Source organism: Pseudomonas sp. CFII64 (assembly GCF_000416235.1).
GTDB lineage: Bacteria > Pseudomonadota > Gammaproteobacteria > Pseudomonadales > Pseudomonadaceae > Aquipseudomonas.
Genome location: NZ_ATLO01000036.1, coordinates 34,643 through 51,438 on the forward strand (window position 1 = coordinate 34,643; position 16,796 = coordinate 51,438).

Annotated in this window: 18 protein-coding genes; 14 read left to right on the forward strand and 4 right to left on the reverse strand. The window is 60.4% G+C overall.

Features of this window, described 5'->3' with window-relative positions:
• The first annotated feature begins 28 nt into the window (after positions 1 to 28).
• The 8 genes from CFII64_RS16510 (at position 29) to CFII64_RS16545 (ending at position 7,654) form a co-directional block, all read left to right on the forward strand.
• Positions 29 to 1,111 carry a sensor histidine kinase gene (locus CFII64_RS16510; protein WP_020291950.1) on the forward strand — a complete coding sequence of 361 codons (1,083 nt, stop codon included), beginning with the start codon at positions 29 to 31 and terminating at the stop codon, positions 1,109 to 1,111.
• Positions 1,108 to 1,854 carry a LytTR family DNA-binding domain-containing protein gene (locus CFII64_RS16515; protein WP_020291951.1) on the forward strand — a complete coding sequence of 249 codons (747 nt, stop codon included), beginning with the start codon at positions 1,108 to 1,110 and terminating at the stop codon, positions 1,852 to 1,854. The genes CFII64_RS16510 and CFII64_RS16515 overlap by 4 nt, the downstream gene beginning before the upstream one ends.
• 223 nt (positions 1,855 to 2,077) lie before the next feature.
• Positions 2,078 to 3,019 (forward strand): hydroxymethylbilane synthase, encoded by a 942-nt coding sequence (hemC, locus tag CFII64_RS16520; protein WP_020291952.1) that lies wholly within the window; start codon positions 2,078 to 2,080, stop codon positions 3,017 to 3,019.
• Positions 3,016 to 3,789: a uroporphyrinogen-III synthase gene (locus tag CFII64_RS16525; protein ID WP_020291953.1), complete on the forward strand. Its 774-nt coding sequence runs from the start codon at positions 3,016 to 3,018 to the stop codon at positions 3,787 to 3,789. The genes hemC and CFII64_RS16525 overlap by 4 nt, the downstream gene beginning before the upstream one ends.
• A 67-nt stretch (positions 3,790 to 3,856) precedes the next feature.
• Positions 3,857 to 5,005 carry a uroporphyrinogen-III C-methyltransferase gene (locus CFII64_RS16530; RefSeq protein ID WP_020291954.1) on the forward strand — a complete coding sequence of 383 codons (1,149 nt, stop codon included), beginning with the start codon at positions 3,857 to 3,859 and terminating at the stop codon, positions 5,003 to 5,005.
• Positions 5,002 to 6,246 (forward strand): heme biosynthesis protein HemY, encoded by a 1,245-nt coding sequence (locus tag CFII64_RS16535; protein WP_020291955.1) that lies wholly within the window; start codon positions 5,002 to 5,004, stop codon positions 6,244 to 6,246. Before CFII64_RS16530 ends, CFII64_RS16535 begins: the two co-directional genes overlap by 4 nt.
• Positions 6,247 to 6,476: 230 nt before the next feature.
• Positions 6,477 to 7,004: a disulfide bond formation protein B gene (locus CFII64_RS16540; RefSeq protein ID WP_020291956.1), complete on the forward strand. Its 528-nt coding sequence runs from the start codon at positions 6,477 to 6,479 to the stop codon at positions 7,002 to 7,004.
• Positions 7,005 to 7,180: 176 nt separating this feature from the next.
• Positions 7,181 to 7,654 carry an Rsd/AlgQ family anti-sigma factor gene (locus tag CFII64_RS16545; RefSeq protein WP_020291957.1) on the forward strand — a complete coding sequence of 158 codons (474 nt, stop codon included), beginning with the start codon at positions 7,181 to 7,183 and terminating at the stop codon, positions 7,652 to 7,654.
• A 92-nt stretch (positions 7,655 to 7,746) separates the two neighbouring features.
• Here the strand turns inward: CFII64_RS16545 and CFII64_RS16550 are convergent, their stop codons facing one another.
• Positions 7,747 to 8,424: an FKBP-type peptidyl-prolyl cis-trans isomerase gene (locus tag CFII64_RS16550; protein WP_020291958.1), complete on the reverse strand. Its 678-nt coding sequence runs from the start codon at positions 8,422 to 8,424 to the stop codon at positions 7,747 to 7,749.
• A gap of 217 nt (positions 8,425 to 8,641) precedes the next feature.
• Between CFII64_RS16550 and CFII64_RS29050 the strand changes: the two genes are divergently transcribed.
• Complete coding sequence (locus tag CFII64_RS29050; protein WP_020291959.1) at positions 8,642 to 9,700, forward strand: AlgP family protein; 1,059 nt, start codon at positions 8,642 to 8,644, stop codon at positions 9,698 to 9,700.
• On the opposite strand, the gene CFII64_RS16565 is transcribed toward CFII64_RS29050, so the two are convergent.
• The gene (locus CFII64_RS16565) at positions 9,697 to 10,161 is read right to left on the reverse strand and encodes a TIGR02444 family protein (RefSeq protein ID WP_020291960.1); all 465 of its coding nucleotides are present in this window, start codon (positions 10,159 to 10,161) and stop codon (positions 9,697 to 9,699) included. The two genes, CFII64_RS29050 and CFII64_RS16565, sit on opposite strands and share 4 nt — an antisense overlap.
• A gap of 46 nt (positions 10,162 to 10,207) precedes the next feature.
• On the opposite strand from CFII64_RS16565, the gene abc-f reads away from it, so the two are divergent.
• From abc-f to CFII64_RS16580, 3 genes are all read left to right on the forward strand, one after another.
• On the forward strand, positions 10,208 to 12,118 hold the full coding sequence (abc-f, locus tag CFII64_RS16570; RefSeq protein WP_044901455.1) for a ribosomal protection-like ABC-F family protein: 1,911 nt from the start codon (positions 10,208 to 10,210) through the stop codon (positions 12,116 to 12,118).
• Between the two features lie 16 nt (positions 12,119 to 12,134).
• Positions 12,135 to 12,725: a mechanosensitive ion channel family protein gene (locus tag CFII64_RS16575; protein WP_020291962.1), complete on the forward strand. Its 591-nt coding sequence runs from the start codon at positions 12,135 to 12,137 to the stop codon at positions 12,723 to 12,725.
• A 110-nt stretch (positions 12,726 to 12,835) separates the two neighbouring features.
• A complete protein-coding gene (locus CFII64_RS16580; protein WP_020291963.1) occupies positions 12,836 to 13,462 on the forward strand; it encodes a LysE family transporter in 627 nt (208 codons plus the stop codon).
• Between the two features lie 169 nt (positions 13,463 to 13,631).
• On the opposite strand, the gene CFII64_RS16585 is transcribed toward CFII64_RS16580, so the two are convergent.
• Positions 13,632 to 14,411, reverse strand: coding sequence for an exodeoxyribonuclease III (locus CFII64_RS16585; protein ID WP_020291964.1), 780 nt, complete (start codon positions 14,409 to 14,411; stop codon positions 13,632 to 13,634).
• A gap of 82 nt (positions 14,412 to 14,493) precedes the next feature.
• Between CFII64_RS16585 and pyrE the strand changes: the two genes are divergently transcribed.
• Both pyrE and CFII64_RS16595 read left to right on the forward strand, forming a co-directional pair.
• Positions 14,494 to 15,135, forward strand: a complete 642-nt coding sequence (gene pyrE / locus CFII64_RS16590) for an orotate phosphoribosyltransferase (RefSeq protein WP_020291965.1) — start codon at positions 14,494 to 14,496, stop codon at positions 15,133 to 15,135.
• A 55-nt stretch (positions 15,136 to 15,190) separates the two neighbouring features.
• Entirely contained in the window at positions 15,191 to 15,796 is a 606-nt protein-coding gene (locus CFII64_RS16595) for a hypothetical protein (protein WP_044901446.1), read from the forward strand.
• A 73-nt stretch (positions 15,797 to 15,869) separates the two neighbouring features.
• On the opposite strand, the gene argB is transcribed toward CFII64_RS16595, so the two are convergent.
• Positions 15,870 to 16,775: an acetylglutamate kinase gene (gene argB / locus CFII64_RS16600; protein WP_020291967.1), complete on the reverse strand. Its 906-nt coding sequence runs from the start codon at positions 16,773 to 16,775 to the stop codon at positions 15,870 to 15,872.
• Positions 16,776 to 16,796: the final 21 nt, after the last annotated feature.

Below are 16,796 nucleotides of genomic sequence, written 5' to 3' on the forward strand. Positions count from 1 at the left end.
TGAACACCGCAACGTTGAGACTGGGCCGATGCGAAATGATCCCCTGAAGCACCGCCAGCCCGACGAACAAGGCAAGGAATTTTTCCTCCCTGAACTGTGCCTGCCGCAGGCGCTGCTGGTCCTTGTGCTGCTCGCCGAACTGCTGGTGATCGTGCTGGTGCTGGTCGAACCGATGCGGACCGGTTTCGACTGGGTACGTCTGGCCCTGATGTCGCTGTTCGTGCAATGGATCGTCCTGCTGTCCGCCGCTTTGCTGTGCGGCCTGCGGCCCTGGCTGGCGCGCTTGCCCACAGGCATGGCGGGGCTGATCGGCTGTTTGCTGGTGGTCGCGCTGACGCTGATCTGCACGGCGGTCACCGACATCTGCCAGCTGACCGGCAGGCTCAATCCGGGCGGCATGGTCGAACGCTACCTGCGCTATGCCCTGATTGCGCTGATCATGTCGGCCTTGATGCTGCGTTATTTTTATCTGCAAAGTCAGTGGCGCAAACAGCAGCAGGGCGAGCTGCGTGCCCGTATCGAATCGCTGCAGGCACGGATCCGCCCGCACTTTCTGTTCAATACGCTCAACAGTATTGCCAGCCTGGTGGTGAGCAACCCCGCCAAGGCCGAGCAAGCGGTGCTGGATCTTTCCGACCTGTTTCGGGCAAGTCTGGCCAAACCGGGCAGCCTGGTGACGTGGCGTGATGAACTGGAATTGGCAAAACGATATTTATCGATTGAGCAATATCGTCTTGGCGAGCGTCTACAGTTGGACTGGGCGATCAGTGCAATTCCAGACGACTTGCCAATTCCCCAGCTAACCTTGCAGCCATTACTGGAGAACGCTTTGCTTTATGGGATTGCACCTCGCGTTGAAGGTGGTGTCATAAAGGTGGAAGCGGACTATAAAAAGGGAGTGTTCATATTGTGTGTCAGCAATCCCTATGACGAAGTTGCCACCCGGCAGACGTCCAACGGTACTCAACAGGCCCTGGTAAATATCGGTGCACGCATTACGGCACTTTTTGGCCCGCACGCCAGTCTGAGCGTGGAGCGCCGTGACGGTCGTCACTTCACCTGTCTACGCTATCCTTGTGCGAGACTCACGCAGGAAGCCAGAGCAATATGAATGTCCTGATCGTTGATGACGAACCCCTGGCCCGCGAACGCCTGAGCCGATTGGTCAGCGAAATCGAGGGTTACCGGGTATTGGAACCTAGCGCCGCCAATGGCGAGGAAGCCTTGACGCTGATCGACAGCCTCAAGCCGGATATCGTGTTACTCGATATTCGTATGCCGGGCGTTGATGGCCTGCAAGTCGCAGCAAAATTGTGCGAGCGCGAAAACCCGCCCGCCGTGGTTTTTTGTACTGCACACGACGAGTTTGCCCTTGATGCCTTCCAGGTCAGCGCTGTCGGCTACCTGGTCAAACCTGTGCGCCCCGAGCATTTGGTGGAAGCGCTCAGAAAGGCCGAACGCCCCAACCGCGTGCAACTGGCGGCGATGACCCGCCCTGCGGCGGAAAGCGGCAACGGCCCGCGCAGCCATATCAGTGCGCGCACCCGCAAAGGTATTGAACTGATCCCCCTGGATCAGGTGATCTTTTTCATCGCCGATCACAAGTACGTCACCTTGCGTCACGAGGGAGGTGAAGTGCTGCTGGACGAGCCTTTGAAGGCGCTTGAAGACGAGTTCGGCGACCGCTTCGTGCGCATCCACCGCAACGCGCTGGTGGCCCGCGAGCGAATCGAACGCTTGCAGAGAACACCTTTGGGGCATTTTCAGTTGTTTCTCAAAGGCCTCAATGGCGATGCACTGATCGTCAGCCGTCGGCATGTGGCCGGGGTGCGCAAGATGATGCAGCAGCTTTAACCTGTTGGAGCGAGGCTTGCCCGCGAATAACGGCGACGCGCAATGCCTGACACGCCGTCGTCGAATGCTTCGCGGGCGTGCCTCGCTCCAACAGAATTGCGTCCGCTCCCGGGATCGGATTCCTTGACCAGGATCAACCTGCGCGAAGGTCTATTCACACAGCGCTGAGTCGTTTTGCCTGAGCTGTTATTATCCGTGGCAACCATCAAGTACGGATTGATTCATGTCCTCTCGCGAAATTCGCATCGCCACTCGCAAAAGTGCGCTAGCCCTCTGGCAGGCCGAATACGTCAAAGCCCGGTTGGAGCAGGCTCATCCCGGCTTGATCGTGACCCTGGTGCCCATGGTCAGCCGCGGCGACAAGCTGCTCGATTCCCCGCTGTCGAAAATCGGCGGCAAAGGCCTGTTCGTCAAGGAGCTGGAGACCGCCTTGCTGGAAGATACGGCCGACATCGCCGTGCACTCCATGAAAGACGTGCCGATGGATTTCCCGCCTGGCCTGGGCCTGTTCTGCATCTGCGAGCGTGAAGACCCGCGCGATGCGTTCGTCTCCAATAACTTCGCCAGCCTTGAGCAACTGCCTGCCGGCAGCATCGTCGGCACCTCGAGCCTGCGTCGTCAGGCGCAGCTGCTGGCACGACGTCCGGACCTGACCATTCATTTCCTGCGCGGCAACGTCAACACCCGACTGGCCAAGCTCGATGCCGGTGAATATGACGCGATCATTCTTGCCGCCGCTGGCCTGATTCGCCTCGGTTTCGAGGACCGGATCACCGCCAGCATCAGCGTCGAGGACAGTCTGCCAGCCGGTGGCCAAGGTGCGGTTGGCATCGAGTGCCGCAGCGCCGATGCGCAGATTCACGCCTTGCTCGCGCCATTGCATCACGCGGACACCGCCGTGCGCGTCATTGCCGAGCGCTCCCTGAACAAACACCTGAATGGCGGTTGCCAGGTTCCCATCGCCTGTTATGCCGTGCTCGAAGGCGATCAGATCTGGCTGCGCGGGCTGGTGGGCGATCCTTCCGGCGCCTTGCTGCTGCATGCCCAAGCGCGGGCGCCACAGGCACAAGCCCAGGCGTTGGGCGTACAGGTCGCTGACGCATTGCTGGACCAGGGCGCGGCGAAAATCCTCAAAGCCGTTTACGGCGAGGCTGACCCTGAATGACCGGCTGGCGACTGCTGCTGACCCGACCTGCCGAAGAATCGGCAGCGCTGGCGCAGACGCTCGCCGATCTCGGCATCTTCAGCAGCAGCCTGCCGCTGCTGGAAATCGAGCCTGTCCCGATGACCCCGGCGCAGTGCGCGATACTCAATGATCTCGATCACTACAGCGCTGTCATTGTGGTCAGCAAACCCGCCGCACGCCTGGGCCTGGCGCTGCTCAACGAGCTGTGGCCGGTGCCGCCGATTCAGCCATGGTTCACGGTCGGCAAAGGCACCGCGCAACTGTTGCAGGACCAGAACCTGGACGTGAGCTGGCCTGAACAGGGCGATGACAGCGAAGCCTTGCTTGACCTGCCCAGGCTGCAACACGCCGTCGCCTTGCCTGCAAGTCGCGTGTTAATCATGCGTGGCGAAGACGGCCGCGAACTTTTGGCCGAGCGTTTGCGGCAACTGGGTGCTAGTGTCGACTATCTGCCGCTGTACCGCCGCCACTTGCCGCTGTACCCACCGTCGACGCTCATGCAACGTGTGCAGGCGGAACGCTTGAACGCGCTGGTGGTCAGCAGTGGGCAGGGTTTTGAACACTTGCGTCAGTTGGCGGGCGATGCCTGGCCTGAATTGTCGCAATTGCCTTTATTTGTACCGAGCCCTCGCGTCGCTGAACTGGCGACGCAGGCCGGGGCTCGAACAGTTGTCAATTGCCGGGGCGCGAATGCCACGGCCTTGCTGGCGGCGTTGCGGGAACAACCCGAACCCGTGCAGACGTTGTGAAATTCAGACGCATTGATCGACCTGCTTGTCGTTCAGTCGATTACGCCCAAATGCAAAGGATGGATACGTGAGCGAAACAGTCTTGCCCAAAGATGATTCCGAACCGGTGCTGGTGAACTCCGCGCCGACACCCGACCCGATTGGCCCGAAGCGTTCCGGCGGCCGCAACAATGGTCTGGTGATCCTGGCTTTACTGTTTGGCGTGGCGGGTATCGGCGTGGCCGGCTGGGGCGTCTGGCAACTGCGCGCGGTTCAGGCCAGCCATCAGGTACAACGCACGCAAATGCTCGACCTCGCGGCCCAGACCCAGACTTTGCAGCAACACGAACAGCAGCTCTCGACGCAGCTGGCGCAACTGCCGGCCGCTGGCGAACTCGAAGAGCGCCGTCGTCTTGTCTCGCAATTGCAGGGTGACCAGCAGCGTTTGAGTCAGCGTCTGGAAACCGTGCTGGGCGCCAGCCGCAAAGACTGGCGACTGGCCGAAGCCGAACACCTGCTGCGTCTGGCCAGCCTGCGTTTGTCCGCCCTGCAGGACATCAACAGCGCTCAGGCGCTGGTGCAAGGCGCCGACGAAATCCTGCGTGAGCAAGACGATCCGGGCGCTTTCGCAGCACGTGATCAATTGGCGAAAAGCCTCGCAGCGCTGCGCAGTATCGACCAGCCGGACCGGACCGGTCTGTTCCTGCAACTGGCCGCGCTGCGCGATCAGGCCACCCAGCTCAACGAGCTGGCACCGGAATACAAGGATAAGGGCGAATCGCTGCTGGGCCTGACGACCGGCGACAATCAAGACAGCCGCTGGGCGCAGTGGTGGGATCAGATTTCGCATTACATCCGCATCGACTTCAATGCCGACAAGAATGTCCGTCCGCTGCTGGCCGGGCAGAGCCTGACCCAGGTTCGTCTGGCGCTGAGTCTGGCCATTGAGCAGGCGCAATGGGCCGCACTGAACGGCGAGCCACAGGTGTACACCCGGGCGATGGTTGAAGCGCGGGATGTGTTGCTGAGCAACTTCAATCAGGATAACGCGCAGGTCAAATCGCTTGGCGAGCAGCTCGAAGCATTGCGCGGCCAGCCCGTTGCGGTGAAGACGCCTGATCTGGCCCAGAGTTTAAGCGCGGTCCAGGCTTACCTTGGACGCCGAAACATGGCCACTGATACGCCTGCGGACTCAAGCAGCCAACCTGCGCAAACCAAGCAGGGGATCAGCCCATGAAGCGTGCCTACATCCTGCTGTTCGTTGCGATCGCCATCGCGGCACTGATCGGCGTGGCAGTTGCCGAACATTCCGGCTACGTGCTGATCGCTTATCAGAACTTCCGTTATGAATCGAGTCTGTGGGCCACGCTGGGCCTGCTGTTCGCCATCTGGCTGGTGGTTTACATCGTTCGGCTGCTGCTCGGCCTGGTGATGACTTCCAGTGGCGTGGTCAATCCATGGTCGCGACGCAATCGCAGCCGTCGGGTGCAAGTGGCAATCGAGCAGGGCCAGATGGACCTCGCGGAAGGCCGCTGGGCCAGCGCTCAACGTCATCTGCATCGGGCTGCCGAAGCCGAGCCTCAGCCGCTGCTGTTTTATCTCGGCGCCGCACGGGCCGCCAACGAGCAGGGCAAATATGAAGAATGCGACGGCCTCCTCGAGCGGGCGCTGGAGCGTCAGCCGCAAGCGGAGCTGGCGATTGCCCTGAGTCATGCGCAGTTGCAACAGGATCGCGGTGACAGCGACGGCGCCCTGACCACCTTGCAGGCCATGCAGCAACGCCATCCGCATAACGTGCAAATCCTGCGTCAACTGCAGCGTTTGTACCGCCAGCGCGGTGAATGGTCGGCGCTGATCAAGCTCATGCCCGAACTGCGCAAGGATAAAGTCCTGCCGCCTCAGGAACTGGCCGAGCTGGAGCGTCGCGCCTGGGGTGAAAACCTCACGCTGGCTGCCTATCGCGAGCAGGAAGGCGATGCGGCCCCAGCGGGCCTGCCAGCGCTGGACAAAGCGTGGGACGGGCTGTCCTCGGCTCAGCGCCAGGAACCGCAACTGGTTCTGGCGTATGCCGAGCAACTGCGCCGCCTGGGCGCTGACGCCAAGGCCGAAGAAGCGTTGCGCGCCGCACTCAAGCGCAACTACAACAGCCACCTCGCACGCCTTTACGGGCTGGTGCGCGGCAGCGATCCGGGACGCCAGTTACAGACCGCCGAGGGCTGGCTCAAGGAACATTCCACTGATCCCAGCCTGTTACTGACGCTGGGTCGGCTGTGCCTGCAAGGCAGTTTGTGGGGCAAGGCCCGGGATTATCTGGAAAGCAGCCTGCGCATGCAGCGCAATCCTGAAACCTGCGCAGAATTGGCGCGTCTGTTGGGCCAGCTGGGAGAAACCGAGCGCAGCAATCAGCTGTTTCAGGAAGGTCTGGGCCTGCTTGACGAGCGACTGTTGGCGCGTCCGCTGCCGGCACTGGCAGGCTGACTTCAGCCAGCAATCGCGCAGCGGTGTTCAGCCCTTCGAGGGCGAAATGTAGGAAAACTCTTCCGAACTTCGCCATCGCAAGATTTTTCTTTCGATGGGTTGTATAGAAGCGCACTTCTTCTGTCAGGAACTTCCGCGCCAATCGCGGAAGTATCCTAATGGCGGCTCCTTGAAAGGGTTGTGCGCTTTCCTCTACCGTAACCATCTTCGTTTCTTGTTACGGATTCGCCATGCCTCTGGCTCGCACGCGCTCCCTGTTTTTCCTGGCGTTCATCGCATGTGCATTGATCATCGGCACCGTCGTGTATCTACAACGGGTGTTCGGACTGACTCCCTGCGTGTTGTGTATCTGGCAACGCTGGATCTTCCTGCTGTGCGCCGTCATTTCCCTCGCAGCAGCCTTGCACGCACCGGGCACAACGGGATCTCGCCGCTACGGCGCGCTGATCCTGCTGCTGGCCTTGTCCGGCGCAACGCTTGCCGGTGCGCAAGTCTGGCTGCAAACGGCGACGGCCGATGAGCTGATACCGGTGTTAGCGGCGATTGAACGAGGCCTGGACTTTATCTTTCTGAGTGATCCTGTCGACCACCTGCGCCTGGACGCTGACATGTGCGCCGAAATCAACTGGTCGCTGTTCGGCATCAGCCTGCCGGAGTGGAGTCTGCTGGCGTTCGTGGGCCTTGCGTTGCTGGCGCTATACCCGCTGTGCAGGGCGTCGGCGAGGCGTTCAGGCGCCGAAAGTCGGGCCGAGGATTAAACGCTTGTATGAACTTTGTCTCCTGCGTACCTTGATGGCCTAGTCATGCGGGCATAATCTGGGCCGCAAGCGTTATTGGAATTATGCAAACCTTGCGCACATAGCCTGTCTCCTTCGCTGGGACAATCCAAAGGCCGAAGCAAGGCTGCATGCCCCTGAAGGGAAGAGAGAACATCATGTTGGAAAGTTGTCAGAATGCTCAGGAACGCTGGGGTGGGGTCAATAAACTCATCGACCGCTGGCTACAGGACCGCCTGGAGCTGATTCGCGTCTACGACGCACTCGGCGACACCCCCGAGGAGCTGGCCGCTGATCGCGACGGCCTGCAGAAATTTTGTGAAGTGCTGGTGGATTACGTGTCCGCCGGGCATTTCGAAATCTACGAACAACTGACCAGCGAAGCCAAGGCGTTCAACGATGAGCGCGGACTTGAGCTGGCGGACACCATTTACCCGCGTCTGGACGTCATCACCAAGTCCGCCTTGGCGTTCAACGACCGTTGCGACAAGGGCGATTGCTCTGACTGCACCGTGGTTGCCGCTGAGTTCAAAACCCTGGGCGGTTTGCTGCATGAGCGCTTCGAGCTGGAAGATTGCCTGATCGAAGTGCTGCACAATTCCCACAAGGAAGAGATCGCTGCTCAGGCTTGAAGCCCTGGGTCTGGTGATTGGAACGTGCGATTCAAATCGTTATAGCCGAGGGGTGCGTTCTGCACCCCTTCGCACATCTGGCGTACGGGGAATTACTGACCGACTGCGACCAGTTCGATCTCGAACACCAGCGGCGTATACGGATCGATCAGATCGCCCGCACCTTCGGCGCCATAAGCTTGATCAGAAGGTATCACCAGGCGCCATTTGGCCCCCACGGGCATGCTTTGCAGTGCGGTGGTCCAGCCGCTGATCACGCTGTCCAGCCGAAACCATTGCGGTTGCTTGCTCTGGTCGAAGACCGTGCCGTCCGGCAGACGTCCGACGTAACTGACCTGAACCCGCCCGTCAATATTCGGCTTGGCACCGGTTCCCGGTGCCAGCTCGGTCATCAAGATGCCGTCTGCCAGTTCCTTCACGCCGGGCTTGGCCTTTTCGCTGTCCATGAAGCGCTTTTCCGCGCTCAGTGCCGCCTCATTTTGCGGTTCCGACACGCCTGAAGCTTCAGCTTGCGCGACTGCCGCGTCATGCTCGCTGAGGATCGCATCCATGCGTTCTTTTTTCAGCGCGAGTGGTTTGCCTTTGTAGGCTTGCTGCAAACCTTCGATCAAGGCGGACAATTCCAGGTCCGGAACTTCCTGATGCAAACGCTCGCCCAGGCTCGCCCCGAGACTGTACGCAAGATCATGCGCATCGCTGGACGCACCGGTTTCCGCGGCCTGAGCCAGGGGTAGCAAGAACAACAACGACGTTAACAGGTAGCGCGACATGAATGCTCTCCGGCCTGGGAAGGGAGCGATTATGCCAGTGCAATCGCCTGCATGTGATGACACTTGCCAAGTGTTTTTTGCATGACCTTGGTCAAAGACACCGCAAGCATTTTCCCGCGCATGCAACAGGTTGCTTTCTACACTGTCAACATGCGCTAGCGGCGGTGCAGGCAGAGGTCTAGTATGAGCCGCAATTCAGCCAGCCAGAGGGTAAATCATGTCGGCCAAAAAGAAGCCAGTAAACACCCCGTTGCATTTGCTCCAACAGCTTTCGAGCAGCTTGCTCGAGCACCTCGAAGACGCCTGTTCGCAAGCCATGGCTGATGCCGAGAAACTGCTCGCCAAGCTTGAAAAGCAACGTGGTAAGGCACAAGAAAAACTGCACAAGTCGCGCACCAAATTGCAGGACGCGGCTACTGCCGGTAAAGCCAAGGCGCAAGCCAAGGCCAAGAGTGGCGTCGCCGAGCTGGAAGAATTGCTCGACGCTCTCAAATCTCGCCAGACTGAAACCCGCACCTACATCCTGCAACTCAAGCGTGACGCTCAGGAAAGCTTGAAGTTGGCTCAGGGCGTTGGTCGCGTCAAGGAAGCCGTCAGCAAAGCCCTGGACAGCCGCGCCGCCAAGCCAGCGCCAGCCAAGGCCACTGCGGCAAAAGCCGTTACCGCCAAAGCACCCGCGCCAGCCGCCAAGCCAGTTGCAGCCAAACCTGCTGCCAAAGCTGTTGCCGCCAAGGCCCCAGCCAAAGCACCGGCAAAAACCGCTGCCAAGCCTGCAGCCAAAGCAGCACCCGCCAAGCCTGCTGCCAAGCCTGCTGCCAAGGCTCCGGTTAAAGCGGCGGCCAGCGCATCTGCTGCCAAACCTGCGGCAAAACCAGCGGCCGCCAAGCCTGCGGTTGCCAAAGCTGCCGCCGCCAAGCCTGCTCCAGCCAAAACCGCTGCCAAGCCTGCGCCAGCCAAACCAGCCGCCGCTAAAGCTCCAGCTGCCAGCGCTGCTGCCAAGCCTGCGGTAAAAGCGCCTGTCAAAGCAGCCGCCAAGCCAGCTGCAAAAGCTCCGGCCAAAGCCGCTGCCGCTAAACCTGCAGCCAAGCCAGCGGTTGCCAAACCCGCCGCTGCCAAGCCAGCCGTAGCCAAGCCAGCTGCAAAACCGGCTGCTGCCAAACCAGCAGTGGCCAAGCCGGCAACTCCGGCCGCTACCGCAACTCCAGCGCCAACAGCACCTGCAGCAACGCCAGCAGCACCGGCAAACAGCAGCACAACACCAACCAGCGCTTCCTAAGTCTGGTTTGCCGCGACGCGCAGCACATGCAGCGCGTCGCGGTCCTTGTCGGCCGCCTCACCCGCCAACAGCGTCAACCAGTCTTCCTGCCCCCTTGGAGCTGTCGCTGACCAGCCCAGCGTCTGCGTCTCCAGCCTCGTCAACAACTCATGCTCAGCCTCAAGCTCCAGCGCCTTGACGCGCTCGCGAAACGAGCCCAGCGCCGGATCGTGCTGTGCCGCATTACGCCATTGCGTGCGTAACTCGCGAAGCGGGCGCACCACATCGTCATGCCAGGGCGTCGCCAACTGTCCGATTTCCAGGGCGCGCTGCGCGCTGCAGGCCACATCACGACGCATCAGCCAGACGCCACATAACAACAGGCAAACGTTGGCGCCGCTGGCTTGCAGGCTCAGGCACGCCGCTTCGATCCCCGGTTTGGCATACAAATCGAGGGTGAAACTCCAAAGGTCAGCATGCATAGTGATCTACCTGTTTGAGACGAAGCTGGTAGACTCCGCCGCCATTATGATTCGACTTCAAAGCCTTACCTTACAGCGTGGCCCGCAACGTCTGCTAGAAGACGCCGAGCTGACCCTGCACGCCGGTCAGAAAGCCGGCTTGATCGGTGCCAATGGCGCCGGCAAATCCAGCCTGTTCGCGTTGCTTCTGGGTGAGTTGACCCCGGACTCCGGCGACTGTCTGCTACCCGCCGACTGGCGCATCGCGCACATGCGGCAAGAGATCGACACCCTCGACCGCATTGCGGTGGACTACGTGCTCGATGGCGACCTGCGCCTGCGTGAAGTGCAGCGTTTGCTGGAGCAAGCCGAAACGGCGGGCGACGGTGCCGCTCAGGCGCGCATGCACTCGGAGCTGGACAGCGCCGATGGCTACACCGCCGACGCCCGGGCGCGCAAATTGCTCGCCGGTCTGGGCTTCACCAATGAACAAATGGACAAGCCGGTCTCCGACTTCTCCGGTGGCTGGCGGATGCGTCTGAACCTGGCGCAGGCCTTGATGTGCCCGTCAGACCTGTTGCTGCTCGATGAGCCAACCAACCACTTGGACCTCGACGCCATTCTGTGGCTGGAAGACTGGCTCAAAAGCTATCCCGGCACCTTGCTGCTGATTTCCCACGACCGGGATTTTCTCGATGCCGTGGTTGATCACGTGGCGCACGTCGAGCAGCGCAAGATCACCCTTTATCGCGGTGGCTACAGCGCTTTCGAACGCGCCCGTGCAGAGCGTCTGGCCCAGCAGCAACAGGCTTACGACAAGCAGCAGGCGCAGCGCGCGCATATGGAGAAATTCATCGCGCGCTTCAAGGCCCAGGCCACCAAGGCCAAGCAGGCCCAGAGCCGGATCAAGGCCCTGGAACGGATGGAAGAGCTGTCGGCGGCGCATGTGGATTCGCCGTTCGACTTCACTTTCCGCGAATCGAACAAAATCTCCAGCCCGCTGCTGGATTTGTCCGATGCCCGTTTGGGTTATGGTGACCGGGCGGTACTTGAGAAGGTCAAGCTGCAACTCACGCCGGGCGCACGGATTGGTCTGCTCGGGCCAAACGGCGCGGGTAAATCGACGCTGATCAAAAACCTGGCTGGCGAACTTGAGCCCTTGAGCGGCCGACTGGTGCGCGGCGAAAACACCGTCGTCGGCTACTTCGCTCAGCATCAGCTGGACTCGCTGGATTCCAAGGCCAGTCCGCTGCTGCACTTGCAGCGCATTGCACCGACTGAACGCGAGCAAACCCTGCGCGACTTCCTCGGCGGCTTCGACTTCCGTGGCGCGCGTCTCGACGAGCCGGTGCTGAATTTTTCCGGCGGCGAAAAAGCCCGTCTGGCCCTGGCGCTGATTGCCTGGGAAAAGCCCAACCTGCTGCTGCTCGACGAACCCACCAACCACCTGGATCTGGAGATGCGCCTGGCGTTGACCATGGCCCTGCAGGAATTCAGTGGCGCGGTACTGGTGGTTTCTCACGATCGGCATCTGCTCAAAAGCACCACCGATGATTTCCTGCTGGTGGCTGACGGCCGCGTGCAGGAATTCGACGGCGATCTGGAAGACTACGCCCGTTGGCTGGTGGAATACCGCCTGCGTAACGCCCCGGTCAGCAATACGCCGATCAACGTCGACAAGACCGACAAGAAGGCCCAGCGCCAACAGGCAGCGGCCTTGCGTCAGCAATTGGCACCGCACAAGAAACAGGCCGACAAGCTGGAACGCGACTTGGGATTGCTGCACGAGAAGCTCGCCAAGGTCGAAGCCGCACTGGCCGACAGCGCGAACTACGAGGCAGCGAACAAAGACAAGTTGCGCGATCTGCTGGCCGAACAAGCCAGCCTGAAGGTTCGCGAAGCCGAACTGGAAGAATCGTGGATGGAATCGCTGGAACTGCTGGAGTCCATGCAGGCCGAACTGGAAGCCTTGTCGTGATGCGGGTTAAGGCCTGATGGGCAGTTTCAACTTGCCGGTGCCGCCTTACTGGGTCGAACCCATCTGGCTGGGCGTGCAGATCCTGCTGATTCTGCTGGCTGGCTATCTGCTGCAACGTCTGGTGGGTCGCTTCCTGACTCGCCTGGGCGAGCGCTACCCTTTGCCGCCGGAACTGCTGATGCCGCTACGCGGCGGTCTGCGCTGGTTGATCATGGGCAGCGCCTTTGTTTTTGTACTGGGTCGGCTGGGTGTTTCCGCCACCGTTCTGTGGACGGCGCTGTCGGGCTTTGTCGCAGTCGCCGCCGTGGCGTTCTTCGCCATGTGGAGCGTGCTCTCCAACCTGCTGTGCGCGATCCTGATCTACACCATTGGCCCGTTTCGCATCGGCGACGTGGTGGAGTTGGTCGATACCCTCGACAAGCCCGGCGTCAAAGGCCGCGTCACTGCGATCAATCTGATGTTCACGACGCTGATCGAACTGCCCGAAGCGGGCGGCGCACTGGTGCAAGTGCCCAATAGCCAGTTTTTCCAGAAGTCGGTCCGACGCTGGCGCGGCAGTGATGTTCTGCCGATAGCATCCGCTGAAAAGCATCTGGGTGATCAGTAGGTTTTTTCTGAAACTGCACACAATCACCACAAACCCGTAGTCAAATGCTCGCGCAAACACTAGCTTATCCGGCAGAAGCTTTTTAATAGCCCTTAGGTTTGAGGTGTGTGATGGCGTTGGAAACATGGCTGGGGTTTTTTGCCGCTTGCTGGGTAATCAGTTTGTCACCCGGCGCCGGCGCGATTGCGTCGATGTCCTGCGGCCTGCAATACGGTTTCTGGCGCGGCTACTGGAACGCACTGGGACTGCAAATCGCCCTGGCGGCGCAGATTGCGATTGTCGCGGCGGGCGTTGGCGCGGTGCTGGCAGCGTCAGCGCTGGCCTTTACCCTGATCAAATGGTTTGGCGTCGCGTACCTGATTTATCTGGGCGTGAAGCAGTGGCGAGCGCTGCCCGCCGACATGTCCGACGATCCAGCCATTCGCCCCATCGGCAAGCCGCTGAGCCTGGTATTGCGCGGTTTCCTGGTCAACATCAGCAACCCCAAGGCGCTGGTGTTCATGCTGGCGATCCTGCCGCAATTCATTGATCCAACCGCGCCGCTGCTCGCTCAATACCTGACGATTGGCGCGACCATGGTCTGCGTCGATCTGATTGTCATGGCCGGATACACCGGACTCGCCTCGCGGGTGCTGCGCCTGTTGAAAACCCCGAAACAGCAACGCCGGATGAACCGCACATTCGCCGGTTTGTTTGTCGGCGCGGCGGGTTTTCTGGCGACGTTGCATCGGGCTTGAGGTTGCTGGCGCGCCGTAAACCCATCATTTCCGTAGGAGCGGCTTTAGCCGCGAGATCCGTGAGATCCGCGAGATCCGCGAGACCGCTCTCCCGGCTAAAGCCGGTCCTACGGGATGATTTTCGTAAAAAAGCCGACACGAAGTCGGCTTTTTGCTGTGCGATTGGAGGCTAGATGGTCAGCGTCCAGTCGTAGTCCACGATCAGCGGCGCATGCTGCGAGAAGCGCGGCTGGCGTGGCAAGCGGGCGCTGCGTACGAAGCGACGCAGGCCTGGGGTCAGCAGTTGATAGTCGAAGCGCCAGCCGAGGTTGAGCATTTCGGCCTGTTCGTTATCCGGCCACCAGCTGTACTGATCACCTTCGCGACTGACTTCGCGCAAGGCATCGACATAACCCATGGTGCCGACAATCTCGTCCATCCAGGCACGCTCTGGCGCCAGGAAGCCCGGTGATTGCTGGCTGTCACGCCAGTTCTTGATGTCCAGCTTCTGTTGCGCCACGTACAGCGAGCCACAATAAATGTACTCGCGACGCTTGCGACGCTGCTTGTCCAGATACTTGCCGAAATCGTCCATGAGCTTGAATTTCTGATTCAAGTCTTCGTCGCCGTTCATTCCCGAAGGAAGCAGCAAGGTAGCAATACTGACTTTGTCGAAATCTGCTTGCAGGTAACGCCCATAACGGTCGGCTGTTTCGAAGCCCAGACCGCTGATTACCGCTTTCGGTTGCAACCGCGAATACAGCGCCACACCACCCTGGGCCGGCACTTCTGCTTCGCAGGCATATAGGAAATAGCCATCCAGTTGGTAGGCTGGGTCGTCCAGTTCGAAGGCGGAGGCGCGGGTATCCTGAAGGCAGATGACGTCGGCATTCTGAGCCTGCAGCCAACTGAGCAAACCACGCTCGACTGCGGCCTGAATGCCATTTACGTTCACACTGATGATCCGCATAAATGGCCCCAAAAATCACGTGCGTGTATGATACCCGAGCTCTACCTAATTAGCTAAATCCGTGGTATTCGGGGCTTTTTTCATGCAAGCGTATCAGCGCGATTTCATTCGTTTTGCCATCGATCGCGGGGTTTTGCGCTTCGGTGAGTTCACTCTCAAGTCCGGACGCACCAGTCCGTACTTCTTCAATGCCGGCCTGTTCAACAGTGGTTCTGCCCTGGCGCAGCTCGGTCGTTTCTATGCGGCGGCTGTGGTTGAAAGCGGTATTGCTTTCGACGTGCTGTTTGGTCCGGCGTACAAGGGCATTCCCCTGGCGGCCGCTACCGCCGTGGCTTTGGCCGAACATCACGGGATGGATTTGCCGTGGTGTTTCAACCGTAAAGAGGCCAAGGCCCATGGCGAAGGCGGCAGTCTGGTTGGCGCACCGCTGACCGGCAATGTGCTGATCATCGATGACGTGATCACCGCTGGCACGGCGATTCGCGAGGTCATGCAGATCATCAAGGGCCAGGACGCGACAGCGGCCGGCGTCTTGATCGCACTCAATCGGCAGGAGCGCGGCAACGGCGAGCTTTCGGCGATTCAGGAGGTCGAACGCGATTTTGGCATTCCAGTGGTGAGCATTGTGTCCCTGAACCAGGTGCTGCAATTTCTCGCTGACGATCCGCAACTCAAGCAACATTTGCCTGCGGTCGAGGCCTACCGGGCTCAATACGGGATCTAGAAGACGCTTATGCCAACTGGCTTTGAGCTTGTGATCGCAACGTCGAAGGAGCGCCATGCGTAGATTGAGCGTCATTTGCTTGTGTTTATCGCTGGCCCCACTGCTTTCGCCGTTCGCGATCCAGGCTGCGCAGGCGCCTGAAGTTCTGCTCTATCGCTACGTGGATAGTCGCGGCGTGACCGTTCTGGATCGTCAGGGCGTGCCGCCGGAATACGCCGCCAAGGGTTACGAAGTGTTGAATTCACGCGGGCGAGTGGTGCGGGTTGTACCGCCGCCGCCGACTGCCGAAGAGCTGGAGCAGGCGCAAGCCGCTAAAACCAAGGCAACCGCCGACGCGCAACTGTTGCGTCAGTACAGCAGCGTCGACGACGTGGACCGCGCCAAAGCGCGCAAGCTCGCCGAGCTGGATGCCCTGGTGGACGTGGCCAAGGGCAATATCCTCAATCTCAATGCGCAGCAGAGCAGCCTGCAAAAGCAGGCGGCCGATCAGGAGCGGGCAGGGCGCCCGGTGCCCCAGACCTTGATCGACCAGCTTGCCGATCTGCGCGCTCAGCAGCAAAGCTTGCGGAACGACATCCAGCGCAACCAGGCCGCACGCGCGGAGGCGGAGGCCGACTTCGCGACCGATCGAGTCAACGTTCAGAAATTGCTTAGCCATTAAAAAAGCCCTGCCGGAAATACCGGCAGGGCTTCTTAATGCAGCATGTCCTCTCCCACCAAAGCAACGCGTCCAATCAATGCCGCTTGCGATTGGTGATCTGGGTGCCTACGCCGCTGTCGGTGAAGATCTCCAGCAGCACTGCGTTCGGCACGCGACCATCGATGATGTGCGAGCTGTTGACGCCACCCTGCACCGCTTCCAGCGCGCAACGAATCTTGGGCAGCATGCCGCCGTAGATCGTGCCGTCGGCGATCAGGCTGTCGACTTGCTCGGTATTGAGCCCGGTCAGTACGTCGCCCTGCTTGTTCATCAGGCCGGCGATATTGGTCAGCAGGATCAGTTTCTCGGCCTTGAGAGCCTCGGCAACCTTGCCCGCCACCAGATCGGCGTTGATGTTGTAGGACTCGCCATTGGGGCCAACGCCAATCGGCGCGATGACCGGAATGAAGTCGCCTTTGACCAGCATGTTCAACAGATCGGTATTCACGCCAACGACTTCGCCCACCTGGCCGATGTCGATGATTTCCGGCTTGGTCATTTCCGGCGTCTGACGCGTGACGGTGAGTTTCTTCGCCCGAATCAGCTCAGCGTCCTTGCCGGTCAGGCCGATGGCGCTGCCGCCGTGCCGGTTGATCAGGTTGACGATGTCTTTGTTGACCTGGCCGCCCAGCACCATTTCCACGACGTCCATGGTCTGCGCATCAGTGACGCGCATGCCGTCGATGAAGTGGCTTTCGATGGACAGGCGCTTGAGCAGGTCACCGATTTGCGGCCCGCCGCCGTGAACGACCACCGGGTTGATTCCCACGGCTTTCATCAACACGATGTCGCGCGCGAAGCCGGTTTTCAGCTCGTCGCTCTCCATGGCGTTGCCGCCGTACTTGATCACCAACGTCTTGCCGACAAAACGGCGGATGTAGGGCAGCGCTTCGGACAATACCTTGGCGACGTTGGCTGCGGAATCACGTTCGAGGGTCATTCAGGGCTCCAGTCAAAGGGA